The following is a 19,066-nucleotide window of genomic DNA, read 5'->3' on the forward strand; positions in this document are numbered from 1 at the left end:
TGCTGTGTGGCGCTCAACCGAGGACGGTCTGAGCGACGATGTTGCGCTGTACTTCGTTGCTGCCGCCGTAGATGGTGGTCTTGCGCATGTTGAAGTAGGTGGTCGACAGCGGCGCCAGCTCGGGGTGGCCGCCGGGGAAGTCGCCCTGCCAGCCTGCGGCCATGGCCTCGCGGATCAGCGGCAGCGCGAAGGGGCCGGCCGCCAGCATCATGAGCTCGGAGTAACGCTGCTGGATCTCGCTGCCCTTGATCTTGAGCAGGCCCGCGATGTCCAGCGAGTTCTTGCCCGAGGTGGCGGCGGAGAGCACGCGCAGCACCAGCATCTCGAGCGCGACCACATCGACCTCCAGCTTGGCGATCTCGTCGCGGAAGCGTGTGTCCTCCCACACCCCTTCACGCTTGGCGATGCGCTTCAGGCGCTCCAGCTCGCGCTTGGCGCGGTTGACGTCGGCAATGTTGGTGCGCTCGTGGGACAGCAGGTGCTTGGCATAGGTCCAGCCCTTGTTCTCCTCGCCGATCAGGTTCTCGGCAGGCACCTCGACGTTGTCGAAGAACACCTCGTTAACCTCGTGGCCGCCGTCCATCAGCTTGATCGGCCGCACGGTGACGCCGGGCGACTTCATGTCGATCAGCAGGAAGCTGATGCCTGTCTGCGGCTTGCCTTCGTTGCTGGTGCGCACCAGGCAGAAGATCCACTCGCCGTACTGGCCAAGGGTGGTCCAGGTCTTCTGGCCGTTCACGATGTACTTGTCACCCTTGCGCTCGGCGCGGGTCTTGACCGAGGCCAGGTCCGAGCCCGAGCCGGGTTCGCTGTAGCCCTGGCTCCACCACACCTCGCCGCTGGCGATGCCGGGCAGGAAGCGCTTGTGCTGCTCGGCGTTGCCGAAGGCCTGGATCACGGGTGCCACCATCACAGGCCCGAAGGGCACGATGCGCGGCGCGCCGGCCAGCGCGGTTTCTTCCTCGAACAGGTGCTTCTGCACCGCGGTCCAGCCCGGGCCGCCGAACTCCACCGGCCAGCCGTAGCCGAGCCAGCCCTTCTTGCCCAGGATCCTGGCCCAGCGCTGCATATCGTCGCGCGTGAGCTCCAGGGCGTTGTGCACCTTGTGGGAGATGTCTTGGGGGAGGTTGTCCTTGACCCAGGCGCGAATCTCTTCGCGGAACTTCTGTTCCTCGGGCGTGAAGCTCAAATCCATGCGTTGCCTCGCTGTGTTGGTCGGGCGCCACGAAGGCGGCGCGTCGGTCTGTCGAACCAAACGGTTTTAGCACGGTCGTGCTTGTTTGCGCTGTCAGCGCGGCGACAAAAGCAGGGGGTGGAAACGAGCACAGATAATCCCGCCTCCCATGAGAAACATCGTGATCCTGATATCCGGCGGCGGCTCCAACATGGCAGCCATCGTGCGCGCCGCCGAGCGCGAGCAGTGGGCCCGGCGCTTCGACGCGCGGGTGGCCGCGGTGATCAGCAACAAGGCGGATGCGGGCGGACTGGCGCTCGCGCAGGCGCAAGGCATCGCGACCGCGGTGGTCGCGCACCAGGACTACCCGAGCCGCGCGGCCTTCGATGCGGCGCTGGCCGATGCGATCGATGCGCACGCGCCGGCGCTGGTGGTGCTGGCCGGCTTCATGCGCATCCTGACGCCGGGCTTCGTGGCCCGGTACGAGGGCCGCCTGCTCAATATCCATCCCTCGCTGCTGCCGGCCTTTCCAGGGCTGCACACGCACCGCCGCGCCATTGAAGCCGGTTGCAAGGTGGCAGGGCTGACCGTGCATCAGGTGACGGTCGACCTCGACCACGGGCCGATCCTGGCGCAAGCGGTGGTTCCGATCCTCTCGGACGACACGCCCGAAACCCTCGCCGCTCGGGTGTTGGCGCAAGAACATAGGGTTTACCCACAGGCTATTGCCAGTTGGTTGTCAGAAACAAACTGACACAATCTCGCTTTCCCCTGGAGAGCCTCTTCGTGAATCGTCGTTATCTGCCCTTGGCCGCGCTGGCCGCGGCGGCATTGTTATCCGGTTGCGCTGCCCCTGCGACCGCGCCAGCACCGGCCCCGGCGCCCGCTCCCGTCGCAGTCGCGCCGGCACCCGAGCCGCCGCCGCAATGTCGCGCCGACGACGCCAGGTTCGCGATCGGCCAGCCGGCCGCACCGCAACTCGAGGCTGCGGCCCGCGTCCGCGCCAGGGCTCAGAGCGTGCGCACGCTGAAGCCCAACCAGGCGGTCACGATGGAATTCAACGGCGGCCGGCTCAACCTCGTCGTCGATGCCCGCAACCGCGTGACGGCCGTGCGCTGCGGCTGAAGAATGTCCGCGTTGCGCCGCCCCTCTGCCTCTATCCGATCCGTGCGAAGCGCGGCTGGGGCCGGCCGTCAATTTCAACCATCTCGCCGAACATGGCTGCGGGGCGCACCCACAGGCCCTGCGCGCCGTAGAGCGCGCGATAGAGCGTCATCGGCTCCAGGGTCTCGCTGTGGCGAACGGTGCCCAGCACTTCGTATTCGCCGCCCTTGTAGTGGCGGTAGCGGCCCGGCGGGGTCTCGATCAGGGGCGGCAGGTCGTCGTCGGTCGGGGTGGTCATGGGCTTCAAGCTTCTGAGGAGTCGGGATGGATCGCGCCGATTTTGTTCACCTCGTGCGCTTGAGCGAGCATGCCAGCGCGGACGACAGCCAGGGCTATCGCCGCGGGGTCGCGGTGTTCGCCGCGCTGGGCTACCTGTGGGTGATCGCCTGCATGGCGCTCGCGGTCGGCATCATCGCCTGGGTGCTGCTCTCGCTGGGGCAGGGGCGCTTCAACTTCACGCGGGGCTGGCTGCTGCTGTTCGCGCTCGGCCTGCTGTGGGCCACGCTGCGGGCGCTCTGGGTTCGGCTGGACGAGCCGCAGGGCGTTCGGCTGGCGCCCGAAGATGCGCCCCAGCTCTTCGAAGGACTGGAGCGCATCCGCCGGAAGATCGACGGACCGCCGGTTCACCATGTCTACCTCGACGGCGAGTTCAACGCCAGCATCCGCCAGCTGCCGCGCTTCGGCCTCTTCGGCGGCGCGGTCAACTACCTGAGCGTGGGGTTGCCGCTGCTCATGGCGCTGGACCGGCGCCGGCTGCTGTCGGTGCTGGCCCATGAGTACGGCCACCTGCGCGGGAACCACGGCAAGCTGAGCGCCTGGATCTACCGCACGCGCCTGTCCTGGCTCAAGCTCGACGCGAACCTGCAGAACGACAGCGGCGTCATGGCGCTGGCCTCGCAAGCCTTCTTCCGCTGGTACTTCCCACGCTTCGCCGCCAAGACCTTCGCGCTGGCGCGCCAGGACGAGTACGAGGCCGACCGTATCTCGGCCCGCCTGCTCGGGCCGGGCGTGGCGGCGGCCGCGCTGGCCGAGATCGCCGTCAAGAGCGGCTGGTACGCGAACGAATTCTGGCCCGCGCACTGGGCGCGCGCGGCGACGGAGGCGCTGCCGGCCGGCCCCTTCGCGGCGATGGAGGTGCAGTTGATCGCGCCCGTCGCGCCTGAGCTGGCGCGCGAGGCCTTGCGCGGCGCGCTGCGGCGCGTGAGCGATGTCGACGATACCCACCCGGTGCTGCGGGACCGGCTCGAGGCGCTCGACGAGAAGGCGGTGCTGCCGGCCTGGTCGGCCAAGTCAGCACTCGGCCTGCTGGCCGACAGGGCGCGCTGGATCGGTCATTTCGATGCGGAATGGCGCCGCACTCACGCCAGCGACTGGAAGCAGCACCATGCCTATCTCCAGCGGGTGCGGCAACGGGCCGCGGCCCTGGCCGCCGGCGCAGCGCGCAACAGCGCGGACGAAATGGTCGAATGGGCTGATTGCGAGCGCCGCCTGGATGCAAGGGCCGATGTGCGCGGGCACTACGAGCGCGCCTTGCAGGTCACGCCCGACCACGCTGGCGCACTGCGGGGTCTGGCGCAGACGCTGCCGGCGAAGGACCGCCCAGCCCGCCTCGCGGTGCTGGACCGGCTGCACGAGTCCAGCACCGCCACCCGCTGGTGGGCGGCCCGGAATGCGGTCGCGCTGCTCGAGGACACCGATGCCGGGCCGCACGACGAGGCCGCCCTCAAGCGCTGGCGCGAGCGGATGAAGACCGCGGAAGAGGCCGAGCAGCGCGCCTGGGAGGAGATCACGAGCACGCCCTTCTTCAGCCAGATTGCCCACCACGACCTGAACGACTTCGAGCTGGGCGAGCTGCGGGCGGACCTGGTGCGCTGCAAGGCCGTCGCGCGGGCCTGGCTGGTGCGCAAGAACCTGCGCGAATTTCCGTGGCGCCGCGCGTACGTGGTGTTCCTCGAGCTGCCGGGGCTGTCCGACGAGGAGCGCTGGAACCTGTGCCGCGAGCTGGAGCAGACGCTGAGCCTGCCGGGCGCTGCCCTGGTGCTGTGGGCCGGGCATTCGCCGACGCTGGCGGAGATCGAGCAGCAGGCCTTCGCGCCGATCTGGGCTCGCACGGACGGCTGAGACAATCGGGGCATGCACCCCCGAGCCCTCCTCGAGTCCTGCGCCGAACTGGTCGGCCTGGCCCTCAAATTCGATCATCCGGCCGACCAGGTCGTCTCCCGTTACTTCCGCGAGCACCGCGAACTGGGGCCGCGCGAGCGCGCCACGCTGGCTGAGACGGTCTACACCGTGCTGCGCAAGAAGCTGCGGTTCGACCATATGTCGCCATCCGGCAGCGGGCCGAAGGAGCGGCGCATGGCCATCCTCGGCTTCCACGGTCCCCGCGATTTCCTCAAGAGCGCGCTCAGCGACGTGGAGAAGCGCTGGCTCGACCAGTGCGATGCGGTCAAGCCCGAAGACCTGCTGGAACGGCATCGCCACAACCTTCCTGAATGGCTGGTGGCGCCGTTGAAGGCGCAACTGGGCGCGGGTTTCTGGCCGCTGGTGCAAAGCCTGCAGGAGCCCGCGCCGCTCGATCTGCGGGTCAACGCCCTGACCGACAAGCGCCCGGACGTGCAGAAGGAGCTGGGCCTGGCCGGCATCCCGGCCGCCGCCACGCCTTTCTCTCCCTGGGGCCTGCGCGTCCAGGGCAAGCCGGCGCTCGCCAAGCTCGACGCCTTCGCCCGCGGCGCGGTCGAGGTGCAGGACGAAGGCTCGCAGCTGCTGGCCCTGCTGCTCGACGCCAAGCGCGGCGAGATGGTGGTCGATTTCTGCGCCGGCGCGGGCGGCAAGACGCTCGCGATCGGCGCCACCATGCGCAACACAGGGCGGCTCTACGCCTTCGACACCTCGGCGCACCGGCTCGATGCCCTCAAGCCGCGGTTGGCGCGCAGCAAGCTGTCGAACGTGCATCCGGCGGCCATCGCACACGAGCGCGACGAGCGCATCAAGCGCCTGGCGGGCAAGATCGACCGCGTGCTGGTGGACGCGCCGTGTTCGGGCCTGGGCACGCTGCGCCGCAATCCGGACCTGAAGTGGCGGCAGTCGCCCAAGGCCATCGAGGAGCTGACCGCCAAGCAGGCTGCGATCCTGCAGAGCGCCGCGCGCCTGGTGAAGCCGGGAGGGCGCTTGGTCTATGCCACCTGCAGCGTGCTGCCGGAGGAGAACGAGGCCATTGCCGAGGCCTTTGGCGCGGTCCATCCGGAATTCGAGGTCCTGGATGTCGCGCCGCTGCTGGGTGCCCTGAAGGTGGCCGGTCCCGAAAGCCTCTGCGCGGGCGGCGACGCCGGCGCGCGGTATCTGCGGCTTTGGCCGCACCGTCATTCCACCGACGGCTTCTTTGCCGCGGTTTGGCAGAAGAAATAGGGCGAAACCCTTAAAAAAGGGCGATTACTTGTTACAGATCAAGGATTTAGCCCCATTTCGAGGAGCCGCCCTTTAAAATCGATGGTTACCTGAAGGCTGCACCTTCGTGCGGCCATGGAGTACCGAATTCAATGTTGCTTCCTGACTCTGCCATCCTGAGCGCGGCCATCGACTGGCTCGGGAACGGCCTATGGGATCTCACGTGGTGGCAGGTCGTGCTGTACACGCTGGTCACCACGCACATCACGATCGCTGCGGTCACGATCTTCCTGCACCGCACCCAGACGCATCGGGCCATGGATCTGGGCCCGATCCCGTCTCACTTCTTCCGCTTCTGGCTCTGGATCGGCACCGGCATGGTGACCAAGGAGTGGGTGGCGATCCATCGCAAGCACCACGCCAAGTGCGAGACCGAGGAAGACCCGCACAGCCCGCAGGTCAAGGGCATCGACGAGGTGCTCTGGCGCGGCGCCGAGCTCTATCGCGCCGAGTCCAAGAACAAGGAGACGATGGAGCGCTACGGCCACGGCACGCCGGACGACTGGCTCGAGCGCAACCTCTATTCGCGCTACAGCTGGCAGGGTGTGGGTCTGATGCTGGTGCTCAACCTGGCGCTCTTCGGCACGCTCGGCATGGCGGTCTGGGCGGTCCAGATGCTCTGGATCCCAATCACTGCGGCCGGCGTCATCAACGGCATCGGCCACTACTGGGGCTATCGCAACTTCGAGGCGCCCGACGCCAGCCGCAACATCATGCCCTGGGGCTTGATCATCGGCGGCGAGGAACTGCACAACAACCACCATACCTACCCCACCTCGGCCAAGTTCTCGGTCAAGAAGTACGAGTTCGACATCGGCTGGATTTACATCAGCCTGATGCAGAAGATCGGCTGGGCGAAGGTCAAGAAGGTTCCGCCGAAGATGCTGCTGGGCGACATCCAGCCGGTGGCCGACGAGAAGACGCTGGAAGCCGTCATTGCCAACCGCTACGAAGTGATGGCCGGCTACGCCCGCGAGATGCGCCGCGCTACCAAGCTGGAACTGGAGCAGCTTAAGGCCAAGGGGGCCGACCTGTCGGCGCTGAAGGCCGCCAAGCGCTGGCTGCATCGCGACGATGACAAGGTGCCGGCCACCATGCGTTCGAACCTGGTGCAGGCCCGTGCGGCGCACCCCGTGCTCGACAAGATGGTGACGATGCGCGAGGAGCTGCGCCAGCTGTGGCTCAACACCTCGCAGTCCCGCGAGCAGCTGGCCGCCGATCTGGCCGCCTGGTGCCATCGCGCGGAGGCCAGCGGGATCGCGGGGCTGCGCGACTTCTCCACGCGCCTGCGCGCTGCGCGCGCCTGACGGATTCATCGGGGCCCCTTGGGCTCCCAGTAAAAAAGCCGGCCTTCGAGCCGGCTTTTTATTTACCCGTGTTGGACGAATAAAGGGCAATAAAAAACCCGCTGGATCACAGCGGGTTCCCATCCAGAAATCGGCCGAATTACTTCAGCTTGATTTCCTTGTATTCGACGTGCTTGCGTGCCTTGGGGTCGAACTTCATGATCGACATCTTTTCAGGCATCGTCTTCTTGTTCTTGCTGGTGGTGTAGAAATGGCCGGTACCCGCGGTGGATTCCAGCTTGATCTTCTCGCGTCCGCCTTTGCTCGTTGCCATGATTCAGCTCCTTAGGCTTGGCCGCGCGCACGCAGGTCTGCGAGCACGGCGTCGATGCCCTTCTTGTCGATCAGGCGCAGCGCGGCGCCCGAAACGCGCAGGCGCACCCAGCGGTTTTCGCTCTCGACAAAGAAACGGCGGTATTGCAGGTTCGGCAGGAACCGGCGCTTGGTTTTGTTGTTGGCGTGGGAAACGTTGTTTCCGACCATCGGGCCCTTGCCCGTGACTTCGCATACGCGTGCCATGTGGAACTCTTTTCTTGAACAGCTGGCACCCGGCGCAAGATTGCGGGGGTGGGTTGCAGCTTGACCTCGCCAGAAACGGGTGGCGGTACCCCGGCTTGCCGACCAGGCTCGCCCCTAAAAAGAGGGCGCCAAATTCGGCAAAGCCTTGGATTATAGCCCCAACAGCCGCGCCCAGCTCAAAGCGTGCCGTCCTGTTCCAGGAAGCGCTGAGCATCCAGCGCCGCCATGCAGCCGGTGCCGGCGCTGGTGATGGCCTGGCGGTACACGTGGTCCTGCACGTCGCCGGCCGCGAAGACACCCGGAATGCTGGTCATGGTCGCAAAGCCCTGAAGGCCCGAACGGGTGAGGATGTAGCCGTCCTTCATCTCCAACTGGCCCTGGAAGATGTCGGTGTTCGGATGGTGGCCAATCGCGATGAAGCAGCCCTTGAGGTCCACCTGCTCGGTCGCCCCGGTCTGGGCGTTCTTCAGGCGGACGCCGGTCACGCCCGAATCGTCACCCAGCACCTGGTCCAGCGTGCTGTGCAGCTTGAGCTCGATCTTGCCTTCCTTGACCTTCTCGTGGAGCTTGTCGATCAGGATCGGCTCGGCGCGGAACTTGTCGCGGCGATGCACCAGCGTGACCTTGCTCGCGATGTTCGAGAGGTAAAGCGCCTCCTCGACCGCGGTGTTGCCGCCGCCGATCACGCAGACTTCCTGCTCACGGTAGAAGAAGCCGTCGCAGGTTGCGCAGCCGGAGACGCCGCGCCCCATGAAGTGCTGCTCGGACTCCAGCCCCAGGTACTTGGCCGAGGCGCCGGTGGCGATCACCAGCGAGTCGCAGGTGTAGGTACCGCTGTCGCCGGTCAGGGTAAACGGGCGCTTGCTCAGGTCCACCTTGTTGATGTGATCGAACACGATCTCGGTTTTGAAGCGCTCTGCGTGCTCCAGGAAGCGCTGCATCAGATCGGGCCCCTGGACGCCATGCACGTCGGCCGGCCAGTTGTCGACGTCGGTGGTCGTCATCAGCTGGCCGCCCTGGGCAATGCCGGTGATGAGCATGGGCTGCAAATTGGCGCGCGCCGCATAGACGGCAGCGGTATATCCGGCAGGGCCGGAGCCCAGAATGAGTACCTTGGCGTGGCGTGGAGAGGACGACATGAGTAGAAAACCTAGGTTTGACGCTGCATCAGCGTGTACATTTTCAAGGGTAGATATGGAGTATCACCGTTCGGTTCAAGACCGGGCGTGGGGTGTTTTCAATGCGTGCGATTGTATTAATGCATGGGCTTTTCAATCGCGCGGTAGATCCGGGGATTGATGAATGTCGATGCTGTCCAATCTTGAATTGCTCCGCCGCGTGCCGCTGTTCGCCGCGCTCACGCCGGCCCAGTCGGCGAGCATCGCCGATGCGATCGTCAAGAAGCGTTTCAAGCGCGCCGAGGTGGTGGTCGAGCAGGGCAAGAAGTCGGATGCGCTCTACATCATCCTGACCGGCCGCGCCCGCGTGATGAGCACCGACAGCCGCGGTCGCGAGGTCATCCTGGCGACGCTGCATCCCGGCGACTACATCGGCGAGATGAGCATGATCGACGACGAGCCGCACTCGGCCACGGTACGCACCGAGGTCCAGACCGACGTTTTGATGCTTGGGCGCGAGGCCTTCGCACGCTGCCTGCCCGAGAACTCCTCGATGTCCTACAACATCATGCGCGGCCTGGTCTCGCGGCTGCGCCACGCCGACCGCAAGATCGAATCGCTGGCGCTGATGGACGTCTATGGCCGCGTGGCGCGCTCGCTGCTCGAGTTCGCGGTGGACGACGGCGCGGGCAACCTCAAGGTGCGCGACAAGATCTCGCGGCAGGACCTGGCCAAGATGGTCGGCGCCTCGCGCGAGATGGTCAGCCGCGTCATGAAGGATCTCGAGGAGCGCGGCTTCGTCCAGACGCAGCCCGATGGCTCCATGATCGTCAAGGAACGGCTCTCATCGCTCGCCTGACCTTCCGGCCGGCGGCCTCCCCCGCCGGCCTTCGCATCGCCGGCCCCGATGACAACGCGGCCGCGATGGTGTTCGTTGTAGTTTCCGTGCGTTGCTCGCCCGTTCACGCGGGCCGGCGGCCGTGCTTTTCATGACTTATTCGCTCAATACCCTTCAATCCTCCGCGTCGGGCGAGGCGCAGCCCGTTCGGGCGCGCGCGATGCGCTTCGCGCACGAGATCACGCTGATCGCCGGTTTCGTCGCGCTGCTGTTCTGGCTGCTCGCCATGCTGAGCTTCACGCCCTCGGACGCCGCCTGGTCCACCTCGGGCACCGGTGGCGAGATCAAGAACTGGGGCGGCCGCATCGGCGCCTGGCTGGCCGACGCCAGCTATTTTCTCGCCGGCTATTCCGTCTGGTGGTGCCTCGCAGCCGGCCTGCGCGTGTGGCTGTCCTCGCTGGCCGGCTGGATGCGCGGCGGCGAAGCGGCCGCGGCCGAGCAGCCGCCGCGCGGCCGCTTCAACCGCAGCCGCCTGGCCTTCTGGTTCGGCCTGGTGCTGCTGTTGTGCGCGAGCGTGATGCTCGAGTGGTCGCGCCTCTACCGGCTCGAAGCGCACCTGCCGGGCCATGGCGGCGGCGTGCTCGGCTACTTGGTGGGGCCCGCGAGCGTCAAGTGGATGGGCTTCACCGGCTCGGCGCTCATCGCCATCGCCGCTGGCGTGATCGGCTCGGCCCTCGTGTTCCGCTTCTCCTGGAGCCAGATCGCCGAGCGCATCGGTGCGCGCCTCTATTCGCTGTTCGAGTCGCGCCGCGAAAAGCGCGAGATCGCCGAGGACATCGCGATGGGCAAGAAGGCCATGCGCGAGCGTGAGGAACTGGCATCGGTGGAGCAGGGCGGCGAGCCCGATTCGCCCGAAGAGGAATTGCGCATCGTGCCGCGCCCCAAACGCCGGCCGCCTGCCCCGCCGGTGCAGATCGAGCCCGCCTTGACCGAGGTGCCCAAGAGCGATCGCGTCGCCAAGGAGCGCCAGAAGCCGCTGTTCCGCGAGCTGCCCGACAGCAAGCTGCCGCAAGTGGATCTGCTCGATGCCGCGCAAGGACGCCAGGAAACGGTGTCGGCCGACACGCTGGAGATGACCTCACGCCTGATCGAGAAGAAGCTCAAGGACTTCGGCGTGGAGGTCCGCGTGGTGCTGGCCTCGCCCGGCCCGGTGATCACGCGCTACGAGATCGAGCCGGCCACCGGCGTCAAGGGCTCGCAGATCGTCAACCTCGCCAAGGACCTCGCGCGCTCGCTGTCGCTGGTCTCCATCCGCGTGGTCGAGACCATCCCCGGCAAGAACTACATGGCGCTCGAGCTGCCGAACGCCAAGCGTCAGTCGATCAAGCTCAGCGAGATCCTGGGTTCGCAGGTCTACAACGAGGGCAAGTCCATGCTCACGATGGGCCTGGGCAAGGACATCATCGGCAACCCGGTGGTCGCCGACCTTGCGAAGATGCCGCACGTGCTGGTGGCCGGTACCACCGGCTCAGGCAAGTCGGTGGGTATCAACGCGATGATCCTGAGCCTGCTGTACAAGGCCGAGGCCCGCGACGTGCGGCTGCTCATGATCGACCCGAAGATGCTCGAGATGTCGGTCTACGAGGGCATCCCGCACCTGCTTGCGCCGGTGGTCACCGACATGCGCCAGGCCGCCCACGGCCTGAACTGGTGCGTCGCCGAGATGGAGCGCCGCTACAAGCTGATGAGCAAGCTGGGCGTGCGCAACCTCGCGGGCTACAACACCAAGATCGACGAGGCCAAGGCGCGCGAAGAGTTCATCTACAACCCCTTCAGCCTGACGCCGGACGACCCCGAACCGCTCAAGCGCGAGCCGCACATCGTGGTGGTCATCGACGAGCTGGCCGATCTGATGATGGTGGTGGGCAAGAAGATCGAGGAGCTGATCGCCCGGCTGGCGCAGAAGGCGCGCGCCGCCGGCATCCACCTGATCCTCGCCACGCAGCGGCCCAGCGTGGACGTGATCACCGGCCTGATCAAGGCCAACATTCCCACCCGCATCGCCTTCCAGGTGTCGAGCAAGATCGACTCGCGCACCATCCTCGACCAGATGGGCGCCGAGGCGCTGCTGGGCATGGGCGACATGCTCTACATGGCGAGCGGCACCGGCCTGCCGGTGCGCGTGCACGGCGCTTTCGTGAGCGACGAGGAGGTGCACCGTGTCGTCGCCTACCTCAAGTCACAAGGGGAACCGGACTACATCGAAGGGGTGCTCGAAGGTGGAACCGTCGACGGTGAAGGCGATCTACTGGGTGAAGGTGGCGGCGAAGGCGGCGAGAAGGACCCGATGTACGACCAGGCGGTCGAAGTCGTGCTCAAGAACCGCAAGGCCAGCATTTCGCTGGTGCAGCGCCACCTGAAGATCGGCTACAACCGCGCCGCGCGGCTGGTCGAGGACATGGAACAGGCGGGGCTGGTCAGCGCGATGAGCGGCAGCGGCCAGCGCGAGATCCTGGTGCCTGCGCGCGCCGAATGACGGAACACAAGGGATGATGCTGTTGAAGAAACTGTTTGTTGCCCTCGGCCTCGCCGCCCTCGCGAGCGGCGCCTGGGCCGGCGGCCTGGAAAGCCTCGAGGCCTTCGTGAAGAACACGAAGTCGGGCCGCGCGGAGTTCACCCAGACCGTGACTGCACCCGCCAAGGAGGGGCAGCCCTCGCGCGCCAAGGTGTCGAGCGGCACCTTCGAATTCCAGCGCCCGGGCAAGTTCAAGTTCGACTACAAGAAGCCCTTCGCGCAGAGCATCGTGGCCGACGGCGAGACGCTCTGGCTCTACGACGCCGACCTGAACCAGGTCACCCAGCGCAAGCAAGCGCAGGCCCTGGGTTCGACGCCCGCCGCGCTGATCGCCTCTGCGGCCGACCTGCGCGCGCTGCAAGCCGATTTCACGCTCGAGGGAGCGCCCGAACGCGACGGCCTGCAATGGGTCAAGGCCAGTCCGAAGAGCAAGGACGGGCAACTGCAGAACGTGCAGATCGGCTTCCAGGGCGAGGCCCTCGCCTCGCTGGAGATTCTCGACAGCTTCGGCCAGCGCTCGGTGCTGAAGTTCAGCAAGGTCGAGGTCAACCCGGGCCTGCCCGCGAGCACCTTCCAGTTCAAGGCGCCGGCCGGCGCGGACGTGATCCGCCAATAGCGCGGCGGCGCGGCCGCCGTCCCTCGATGGCCCCGGCCCTCCCGCCGGGGGCGCGCGCGACGCATGCGCGACACTACGCCTTCCATGGCCCCTACCTCCCATCAACCCCTGGCCGAGCGCCTGCGCCCCAAGACTCTGGGCGAGGTCATCGGCCAGCAGCACTTGCTTGGCCCGGGCATGCCGCTGCGCATCGCGTTCGAGTCTGGCCAGCCGCATTCCTGCATCCTCTGGGGTCCGCCCGGCACCGGCAAGACCACCATCGCGCGGCTGATGGCCGATGCCTTCGATGCCCAGTTCCTCAGCATCAGCGCGGTGCTCGGCGGCGTGAAGGACATCCGCGAAGCGGTCGAGCGCGCGACCGCCGCGCGCGACGGGTTGGAGCAGCGCCGCACCATCGTTTTCGTCGACGAAGTGCACCGCTTCAACAAGAGCCAGCAGGACGCCTTCCTGCCGCATGTGGAGTCGGGCCTGTTCACCTTCATTGGCGCCACCACGGAGAACCCCTCCTTCGAGGTGAACTCGGCGCTGCTGTCGCGCGCCGCCGTGTACGTGCTGAAGTCGCTGACCGAGGACGACCTGCGCCAGATCGTCACGCGAGCCCAGGACATCCAGGCCGTGCCCGCCGTCGAGGCGAAGGCGGTGGAGCGCCTTGTGGCCTACGCCGACGGCGACGCGCGCCGGCTGCTCAACACGCTCGAGACCCTTTCCGTCGCGGCCACCGCCGAGCAGCGCGGCGACATCGGCGACGACTGGCTCCTGCGCGTGCTCGGTGAGCGCATGCGCCGCTACGATAAAGGCGGCGAGCAGTTCTACGACACCATCTCCGCGCTCCACAAGTCGGTGCGCGGCAGCGATCCCGATGCCGCGCTCTACTGGTTCGTGCGCATGCTCGATGGCGGCGCCGACCCGCGCTACATGGCGCGCCGCCTGGTGCGCATGGCCAGCGAGGACATCGGCCTGGCCGACCCGCGCGCGCTGCGCCTGGCCCTCGATGCGGCCGAGGTCTACGAGCGCCTGGGCTCGCCCGAGGGCGAACTGGCGCTGGCCGAATGCGTGGTCTACCTCGCGATCGCGCCCAAGTCGAACGCGGTCTACCAGGCCTACAACGAGGTCCGCGCCTTCGTCCAGCAGGACAGTACGCGCCCGGTGCCCCTGCACCTGCGCAACGCGCCGACGCGGCTCATGAAGCAGCTCGACTACGGCAAGGGCTACCGCTACGCGCATGACGAGGAGGGCGGCTTCGCTGCCGGCGAGCGCTACCTGCCCGACGGCGTCGAGCCGCAGCAGCCCTTTTATCGGCCGGTGGAGCGTGGCCTGGAAATCCGCATCGCGGAGAAGCTGCGGGAGCTGCGCAAGCGCAACGAAGACGCGGATCGCTGATACGCGGTGTATCGCCGCTGATACGGCCTCGCCCCGAAACCTCCGCACCAGCGGGAAAACCCCGGTCGCCGCGCACCGAAATGGCGATCCGGCGTGACTACAATCCCGGCCACAAACCCGCCGTCGATACATGCTGGCGGGTTTTTTGCTAAGCGAAGCCAGGGCGCCGAACCGGTGCGTCTGGTACGTCGGGCGCCAACCAAGGGCGTCTAATACAAAAAGGGATCCTCTTTATGGACATCTTGCTGCAACAGATCATCAACGGTCTGGTCCTCGGCAGCATGTACGCCTTGATAGCCTTGGGCTACACCATGGTGTACGGCATCATCAACCTCATCAATTTCGCGCACGGCGAGGTCCTCATGGTCGGGGCACTGACCAGTTGGACCATCATCGGCTGGATGCAGACCGCGATGCCCGGCACTCCCGGGTGGATCATCCTCATCATCGCGCTCATCATTGCCTGCGTGGTCGCCGCCACGCTCAATTTCACGATCGAAAAAGTGGCCTACCGGCCGCTGCGCAACAGCCCCAAGCTGGCGCCGCTGATCACCGCGATCGGCATGTCGATCCTGCTGCAGACGATCGCGATGATCATCTGGAAGCCCACGAACAAGGCCTATCCCAACCTGCTGTCCACCACGCCCATCCAGGTGGGCGGCGCGGTGATTTCGCCGACCCAGGTCATGATCCTCAGCGTCACCGCCTTCTGCCTGGTGGTGCTGATGTGGCTGGTCAACTACACCAAGCTCGGCCGCGCGATGCGCGCCACTGCCGAGAACCCGCGGGTCGCGGCGCTGATGGGCATCCGCCCCGACATGGTGATCTCGGCCACCTTCATCATCGGCGCCGTGCTGGCGGCGGTCGCTGGCGTGATGTACGCCTCCAACTACGGCATCGCGCAGCATGCGATGGGCTTCATCCCCGGCCTCAAGGCCTTCACCGCGGCGGTGTTCGGCGGTATCGGCAACCTCGCGGGCGCGGTGGTCGGCGGCATCCTGCTGGGGCTGATCGAGGCCATCGGCTCGGGCTACATCGGGGCGCTCACCGGCGACATCCTCGGCAGCCACTACAGCGATATCTTCGCGTTCATCGTGCTGATCATCATGCTCACGCTGCGGCCCTCGGGCCTGCTCGGCGAGCGGGTGGCAGACCGGGCCTGAGGGAGGACGCGCCATGAAAGACACGAAAAAAATCGTCTACATCGCGATCGCGGCCATCGGCCTGCTGGTGCTGCCGCTGCTGCTGCAGAGCCAGGGCAACGCCTGGGTGCGCATCGCCGACATCGCACTGCTCTACGTGCTGCTGGCACTGGGCCTGAACATCGTGGTCGGCTATGCCGGCCTGCTGGACCTGGGCTACGTCGCCTTCTTCGCCATCGGCGCCTACATGTTCGCGCTGCTGGGGTCGCCGCACCTGACCGACACTTTCCCGGCGATGAAGGCCATGTTCCCCAACGGGATGCACAGCTCGCTGCTGCTCATCATCCCCGCCGCCTTCGGCCTGGCTGCCCTGTTCGGCGTGCTGCTCGGCGCGCCCACGCTGAAGCTGCGCGGCGACTACCTCGCGATCGTGACCCTCGGCTTCGGCGAGATCATCCGTGTGTTCCTCAACAACCTGGACCACCCCTTCAACCTCACGAACGGGCCCAAGGGCATCACCGCCATCGACCCGGTGCATTTCTGGGGCCTCAACCTCGGCAAGGCGCTCAAGCTCGGCGACTACACGATCTCCTCGGTCTCGCTGTACTACTACCTGTTCCTCGCGCTGGTGCTCATCACCATCGTGATCTCGCATCGGCTGCAGCTCTCGCGCATCGGCCGCGCCTGGATGGCGATCCGCGAGGACGAGATCGCTGCCAAGGCCATGGGCATCAACACCCGCAACATGAAGCTGCTGGCCTTCGGCATGGGTGCGAGCTTCGGCGGCGTCTCGGGCGCCATGTTCGCGGCCTTCCAGGGCTTCGTCTCGCCCGAGTCTTTCAGCCTGATGGAGTCGGTGATGATTGTCGCCATGGTGGTGCTGGGGGGCATCGGCCACCTGCCGGGCGTGATCCTGGGCGCGGTGCTGCTGGCGGCGCTGCCCGAGGTGCTGCGCTACGTGGCCGGGCCGCTGCAGGCCATGACCGACGGCCGGCTGGACGCCTCCATCCTGCGCCAGCTCTTCATCGCGCTGGCCATGATCATCGTCATGCTGGTGCGCCCGCGCGGCCTCTGGCCCTCGCCGGAGCATGGCAAGTCGCTGCTGCGCAAGGGTGCGCCGCCTTCGCCGGTGCCGGGTTCGACCCAGGCCCACGCGCCCGGCGTGCCGACGCCGGCCGACGAGATGCCGGGCGAGGCTTCCCGTCCCATGTCCATCAATCCGTGAACGAGGGGAGTACCAGCATGACTGAAACCGTCCTCGACGTTCGCGGCATTTCCAAGCGCTTCGGCGGCCTGCAGGCGCTGTCCGACGTGGGCATCAAGATCACCCGCGGCCAGGTCTACGGCCTGATTGGCCCCAACGGCGCCGGCAAGACCACTTTCTTCAACGTCATCACGGGCCTCTACACGCCCGACAGCGGCAGCTTCGAGTTGGGCGGCAAGCCCTACCAGCCCACCGCGGTGCACGAAGTGGCCAAGGCGGGCATCGCGCGCACCTTCCAGAACATCCGGCTGTTCGCGGAAATGACCGCGCTGGAGAACGTGATGGTGGGCCGCCACGTTCGTACGCACTCGGGCGTGCTGGGCGCCATGTTCCGCACCAGCGGCTTCAAGGCCGAGGAGGAGGCGATCGCCAAGCGCGCCCAGGAACTGCTCGACTACGTGGGCATCGGCAAGTACGCCGACTACAAGGCACGCACCCTGAGCTACGGCGACCAGCGCCGGCTGGAGATCGCCCGCGCGCTCGCCACAGACCCCCAACTGATCGCGCTCGATGAGCCCGCGGCCGGCATGAACGCCACCGAGAAGGTGCTGCTGCGCGAGCTGATCGACCGCATTCGCAAGGACGACCGCACCATCCTGCTGATCGAGCACGACGTGAAGCTGGTGATGGGCCTGTGCGACCGCGTGACGGTGCTCGACTACGGCAAGCAGATCGCCGAAGGCACGCCGGCGGACGTTCAGAAAAACGAGAAGGTGATCGAGGCCTACCTCGGCACGGGAGGACATTGAAATGGCACAAACTCTCTTGAAAGTGAGCGGCCTGAAGGTCGCCTACGGCGGCATCCAGGCGGTGAAGGGCATCGACTTCGAGGTGCGCGAGGGCGAGCTGGTCTCGCTGATCGGCTCCAACGGCGCCGGCAAAACCACCACCATGAAGGCCATCACCGGCACCTTGCCCGTTGCCGCCGGGAGCATCGAGTTCCTCGGCAAGAGCATCAAGGGCCGTGGCGCCTGGGACCTGGTGGGCGAGGGCCTGGTGATGGTGCCCGAGGGGCGCGGCGTGTTCACGCGCATGACCATCACCGAGAACCTGCAGATCGGCGCCTACATCCGCAAGGACAAGGCCGAGATCGCGAAGGACATGGACCGCGTGTTCGCGACCTTCCCGCGCCTGAAGGAACGCGCCACGCAGCTGGCCGGCACCATGTCGGGCGGCGAGCAGCAGATGCTGGCGATGGGCCGCGCACTGATGGCACGCCCCAAGGTGCTGCTGCTCGACGAGCCCTCGATGGGCCTGTCGCCGATCATGGTCGACAAGATCTTCGAAGTGGTGAAGCAGGTCTACGACCAGGGCGTCACCGTGCTGCTGGTGGAGCAGAACGCCAGCCGCGCGCTGCAGCTGGCCGATCGCGGCTACGTGATGGAGTCGGGGCTGATCACCATGAGCGGCGATGCCAAGGTGATGCTGAGCGACCCGAAGGTGCGCGCTGCGTACCTGGGCGAGTGAACACAGCGGCCCTCGCGGCCGCTGTCCTCAATCGACTTTTGCGCCGGTGGCCTTGACAACTTTCTCGTACTTCGCGAGCTCGCTCTTCATGAACGCGCCGAACTGATCCGGCGTGTTGGCGACCGGCTCTGCCAGCAGCGAGGCAAAGCGCGTCTTCGTCTCCGGCGCGTTGAGCGCGGCGACGAAGGCGCGGTTGAGCTTGTCCAGCACCGGCGCGGGCGTGCCTGCGGGTGCGACGAGGCCCCACCAGGTGTCGATCGAGAAGCCTTTCAGCGTGCCGGCCACCGTCGGCACCTCGGGCAGTGCGCTGCTGCGCTCGGCCGTGGTCACGGCGATCGCCTTGAGCTTGCCCGAGCGGATGTTCGGCGCCGCGGTCGCGAGGTTGTCAAAGTTGAAGTCCACCTGGCCCGACAGCAGCGCCAGCTGCGCCGGATTGCCGCCGTTGTAGGGAATGTGTACGGCGAAGATGCCGGCTTCCTTCTTGAACATCTCGCCCGCCAGGTGCCCGGCACTGCCGTTGCCGCCGCTGCCGTAGTTGAGCTTGCCGGGGTTGGCCTTGGCATAGGCGATCAGGTCGCGCAGGTTGGCGATCTTCAGGCGCTGCGCGGTTTCGGCATTCATCACCAGCACGTTGGGCACGCGCACCATCTGCGTGATGGGCGCGAAGGCGGTGGCGGCGTCGAAGGGCATCTTGCTGTAGAGCCATGGATTGACCGCATTGGTGGCAGTCGCCGCGATGCCGATCGTGAGGCCGTCGGGCGCGGCCTTCGCCACCGCGTCGGCGCCGATGTTGCCGCCCGCACCGGGCTTGTTGTCGACGATGACCGGGCCGAGCGAATCCTTCACGCGTTCGGCCAGCACGCGGGCCGTGACGTCGATCGGGCCGCCGGCGGCGTAGGGGACGACGAGGCGGATGGGGTGCTGCGCGGACTGGGCGGAGGCCTGGGTGGTGGCGAGGAGGGCAGTGGAAGCGAAGAGGGCGAGGAGGAAGTCTCTGGTTTTCATGGTTTCGATTGTGC

At 66.7% G+C, this 19,066-nt stretch carries 19 protein-coding genes; 13 read left to right on the forward strand and 6 right to left on the reverse strand.

What is annotated here, in order from left to right; translation table 11 throughout:
• Positions 1-13: 13 nt before the first annotated feature.
• Entirely contained in the window at positions 14-1,195 is a 1,182-nt protein-coding gene (locus tag AC3A6X_RS33730; protein WP_487846259.1) for an acyl-CoA dehydrogenase family protein, read from the reverse strand.
• Between the two features lie 148 nt (positions 1,196-1,343).
• On the opposite strand from AC3A6X_RS33730, the gene purN reads away from it, so the two are divergent.
• Positions 1,344-1,928, forward strand: coding sequence for a phosphoribosylglycinamide formyltransferase (purN, locus tag AC3A6X_RS33735; RefSeq protein ID WP_487846260.1), 585 nt, complete (start codon positions 1,344-1,346; stop codon positions 1,926-1,928).
• A gap of 32 nt (positions 1,929-1,960) precedes the next feature.
• On the forward strand, positions 1,961-2,299 hold the full coding sequence (locus AC3A6X_RS33740) for an I78 family peptidase inhibitor (protein ID WP_487846261.1): 339 nt from the start codon (positions 1,961-1,963) through the stop codon (positions 2,297-2,299).
• Between the two features lie 31 nt (positions 2,300-2,330).
• On the opposite strand, the gene AC3A6X_RS33745 is transcribed toward AC3A6X_RS33740, so the two are convergent.
• Positions 2,331-2,576: a DUF1653 domain-containing protein gene (locus AC3A6X_RS33745; RefSeq protein ID WP_487846262.1), complete on the reverse strand. Its 246-nt coding sequence runs from the start codon at positions 2,574-2,576 to the stop codon at positions 2,331-2,333.
• 26 nt (positions 2,577-2,602) lie between these two features.
• Between AC3A6X_RS33745 and AC3A6X_RS33750 the strand changes: the two genes are divergently transcribed.
• The 3 genes from AC3A6X_RS33750 to AC3A6X_RS33760 all read left to right on the forward strand — a co-directional run bounded on the left by AC3A6X_RS33750 (position 2,603) and on the right by AC3A6X_RS33760 (position 7,089).
• Positions 2,603-4,459 (forward strand): M48 family metallopeptidase, encoded by a 1,857-nt coding sequence (locus AC3A6X_RS33750; protein WP_487846263.1) that lies wholly within the window; start codon positions 2,603-2,605, stop codon positions 4,457-4,459.
• 12 nt (positions 4,460-4,471) lie between these two features.
• Complete coding sequence (locus AC3A6X_RS33755) at positions 4,472-5,743, forward strand: RsmB/NOP family class I SAM-dependent RNA methyltransferase (protein WP_487846264.1); 1,272 nt, start codon at positions 4,472-4,474, stop codon at positions 5,741-5,743.
• 131 nt (positions 5,744-5,874) lie between these two features.
• Positions 5,875-7,089, forward strand: a complete 1,215-nt coding sequence (locus AC3A6X_RS33760) for a DesA family fatty acid desaturase (RefSeq protein ID WP_487846265.1) — start codon at positions 5,875-5,877, stop codon at positions 7,087-7,089.
• 139 nt (positions 7,090-7,228) lie between these two features.
• Here AC3A6X_RS33760 and rpmG read toward each other — a convergent pair whose 3' ends face one another.
• The 3 genes from rpmG to trxB form a co-directional block, all read right to left on the reverse strand.
• Entirely contained in the window at positions 7,229-7,402 is a 174-nt protein-coding gene (rpmG, locus tag AC3A6X_RS33765) for a 50S ribosomal protein L33 (protein ID WP_007830291.1), read from the reverse strand.
• 11 nt (positions 7,403-7,413) lie between these two features.
• Positions 7,414-7,647, reverse strand: a complete 234-nt coding sequence (rpmB, locus tag AC3A6X_RS33770; RefSeq protein ID WP_086925294.1) for a 50S ribosomal protein L28 — start codon at positions 7,645-7,647, stop codon at positions 7,414-7,416.
• A 176-nt stretch (positions 7,648-7,823) separates the two neighbouring features.
• Positions 7,824-8,786 carry a thioredoxin-disulfide reductase gene (gene trxB / locus AC3A6X_RS33775; RefSeq protein ID WP_487846266.1) on the reverse strand — a complete coding sequence of 321 codons (963 nt, stop codon included), beginning with the start codon at positions 8,784-8,786 and terminating at the stop codon, positions 7,824-7,826.
• A gap of 163 nt (positions 8,787-8,949) precedes the next feature.
• Here trxB and AC3A6X_RS33780 point away from each other — a divergent pair, with 163 nt between their 5' ends.
• From AC3A6X_RS33780 to AC3A6X_RS33815, 8 genes are all read left to right on the forward strand, one after another.
• Positions 8,950-9,624, forward strand: a complete 675-nt coding sequence (locus AC3A6X_RS33780) for a Crp/Fnr family transcriptional regulator (RefSeq protein ID WP_068681431.1) — start codon at positions 8,950-8,952, stop codon at positions 9,622-9,624.
• 130 nt (positions 9,625-9,754) lie between these two features.
• A complete protein-coding gene (locus AC3A6X_RS33785; RefSeq protein WP_487846267.1) occupies positions 9,755-12,139 on the forward strand; it encodes a DNA translocase FtsK in 2,385 nt (794 codons plus the stop codon).
• 16 nt (positions 12,140-12,155) lie between these two features.
• Positions 12,156-12,794, forward strand: coding sequence for an outer membrane lipoprotein periplasmic chaperone LolA (gene lolA, locus AC3A6X_RS33790; RefSeq protein WP_487846268.1), 639 nt, complete (start codon positions 12,156-12,158; stop codon positions 12,792-12,794).
• 84 nt (positions 12,795-12,878) lie between these two features.
• Entirely contained in the window at positions 12,879-14,174 is a 1,296-nt protein-coding gene (locus tag AC3A6X_RS33795; RefSeq protein WP_487846269.1) for a replication-associated recombination protein A, read from the forward strand.
• Between the two features lie 233 nt (positions 14,175-14,407).
• Positions 14,408-15,337, forward strand: a complete 930-nt coding sequence (locus AC3A6X_RS33800) for a branched-chain amino acid ABC transporter permease (protein WP_309967213.1) — start codon at positions 14,408-14,410, stop codon at positions 15,335-15,337.
• Between the two features lie 13 nt (positions 15,338-15,350).
• On the forward strand, positions 15,351-16,541 hold the full coding sequence (locus AC3A6X_RS33805; RefSeq protein WP_487846270.1) for a branched-chain amino acid ABC transporter permease: 1,191 nt from the start codon (positions 15,351-15,353) through the stop codon (positions 16,539-16,541).
• 17 nt (positions 16,542-16,558) lie between these two features.
• Positions 16,559-17,329 carry an ABC transporter ATP-binding protein gene (locus AC3A6X_RS33810; RefSeq protein WP_487846271.1) on the forward strand — a complete coding sequence of 257 codons (771 nt, stop codon included), beginning with the start codon at positions 16,559-16,561 and terminating at the stop codon, positions 17,327-17,329.
• Position 17,330: 1 nt separating this feature from the next.
• Positions 17,331-18,047 (forward strand): ABC transporter ATP-binding protein, encoded by a 717-nt coding sequence (locus AC3A6X_RS33815; RefSeq protein WP_487846272.1) that lies wholly within the window; start codon positions 17,331-17,333, stop codon positions 18,045-18,047.
• A 27-nt stretch (positions 18,048-18,074) separates the two neighbouring features.
• Here the strand turns inward: AC3A6X_RS33815 and AC3A6X_RS33820 are convergent, their stop codons facing one another.
• On the reverse strand, positions 18,075-19,052 hold the full coding sequence (locus tag AC3A6X_RS33820) for a Bug family tripartite tricarboxylate transporter substrate binding protein (protein WP_487846273.1): 978 nt from the start codon (positions 19,050-19,052) through the stop codon (positions 18,075-18,077).
• Positions 19,053-19,066 lie beyond the last annotated feature (14 nt).

The organism is Variovorax sp. Soil_C_12, from assembly GCF_057657375.1.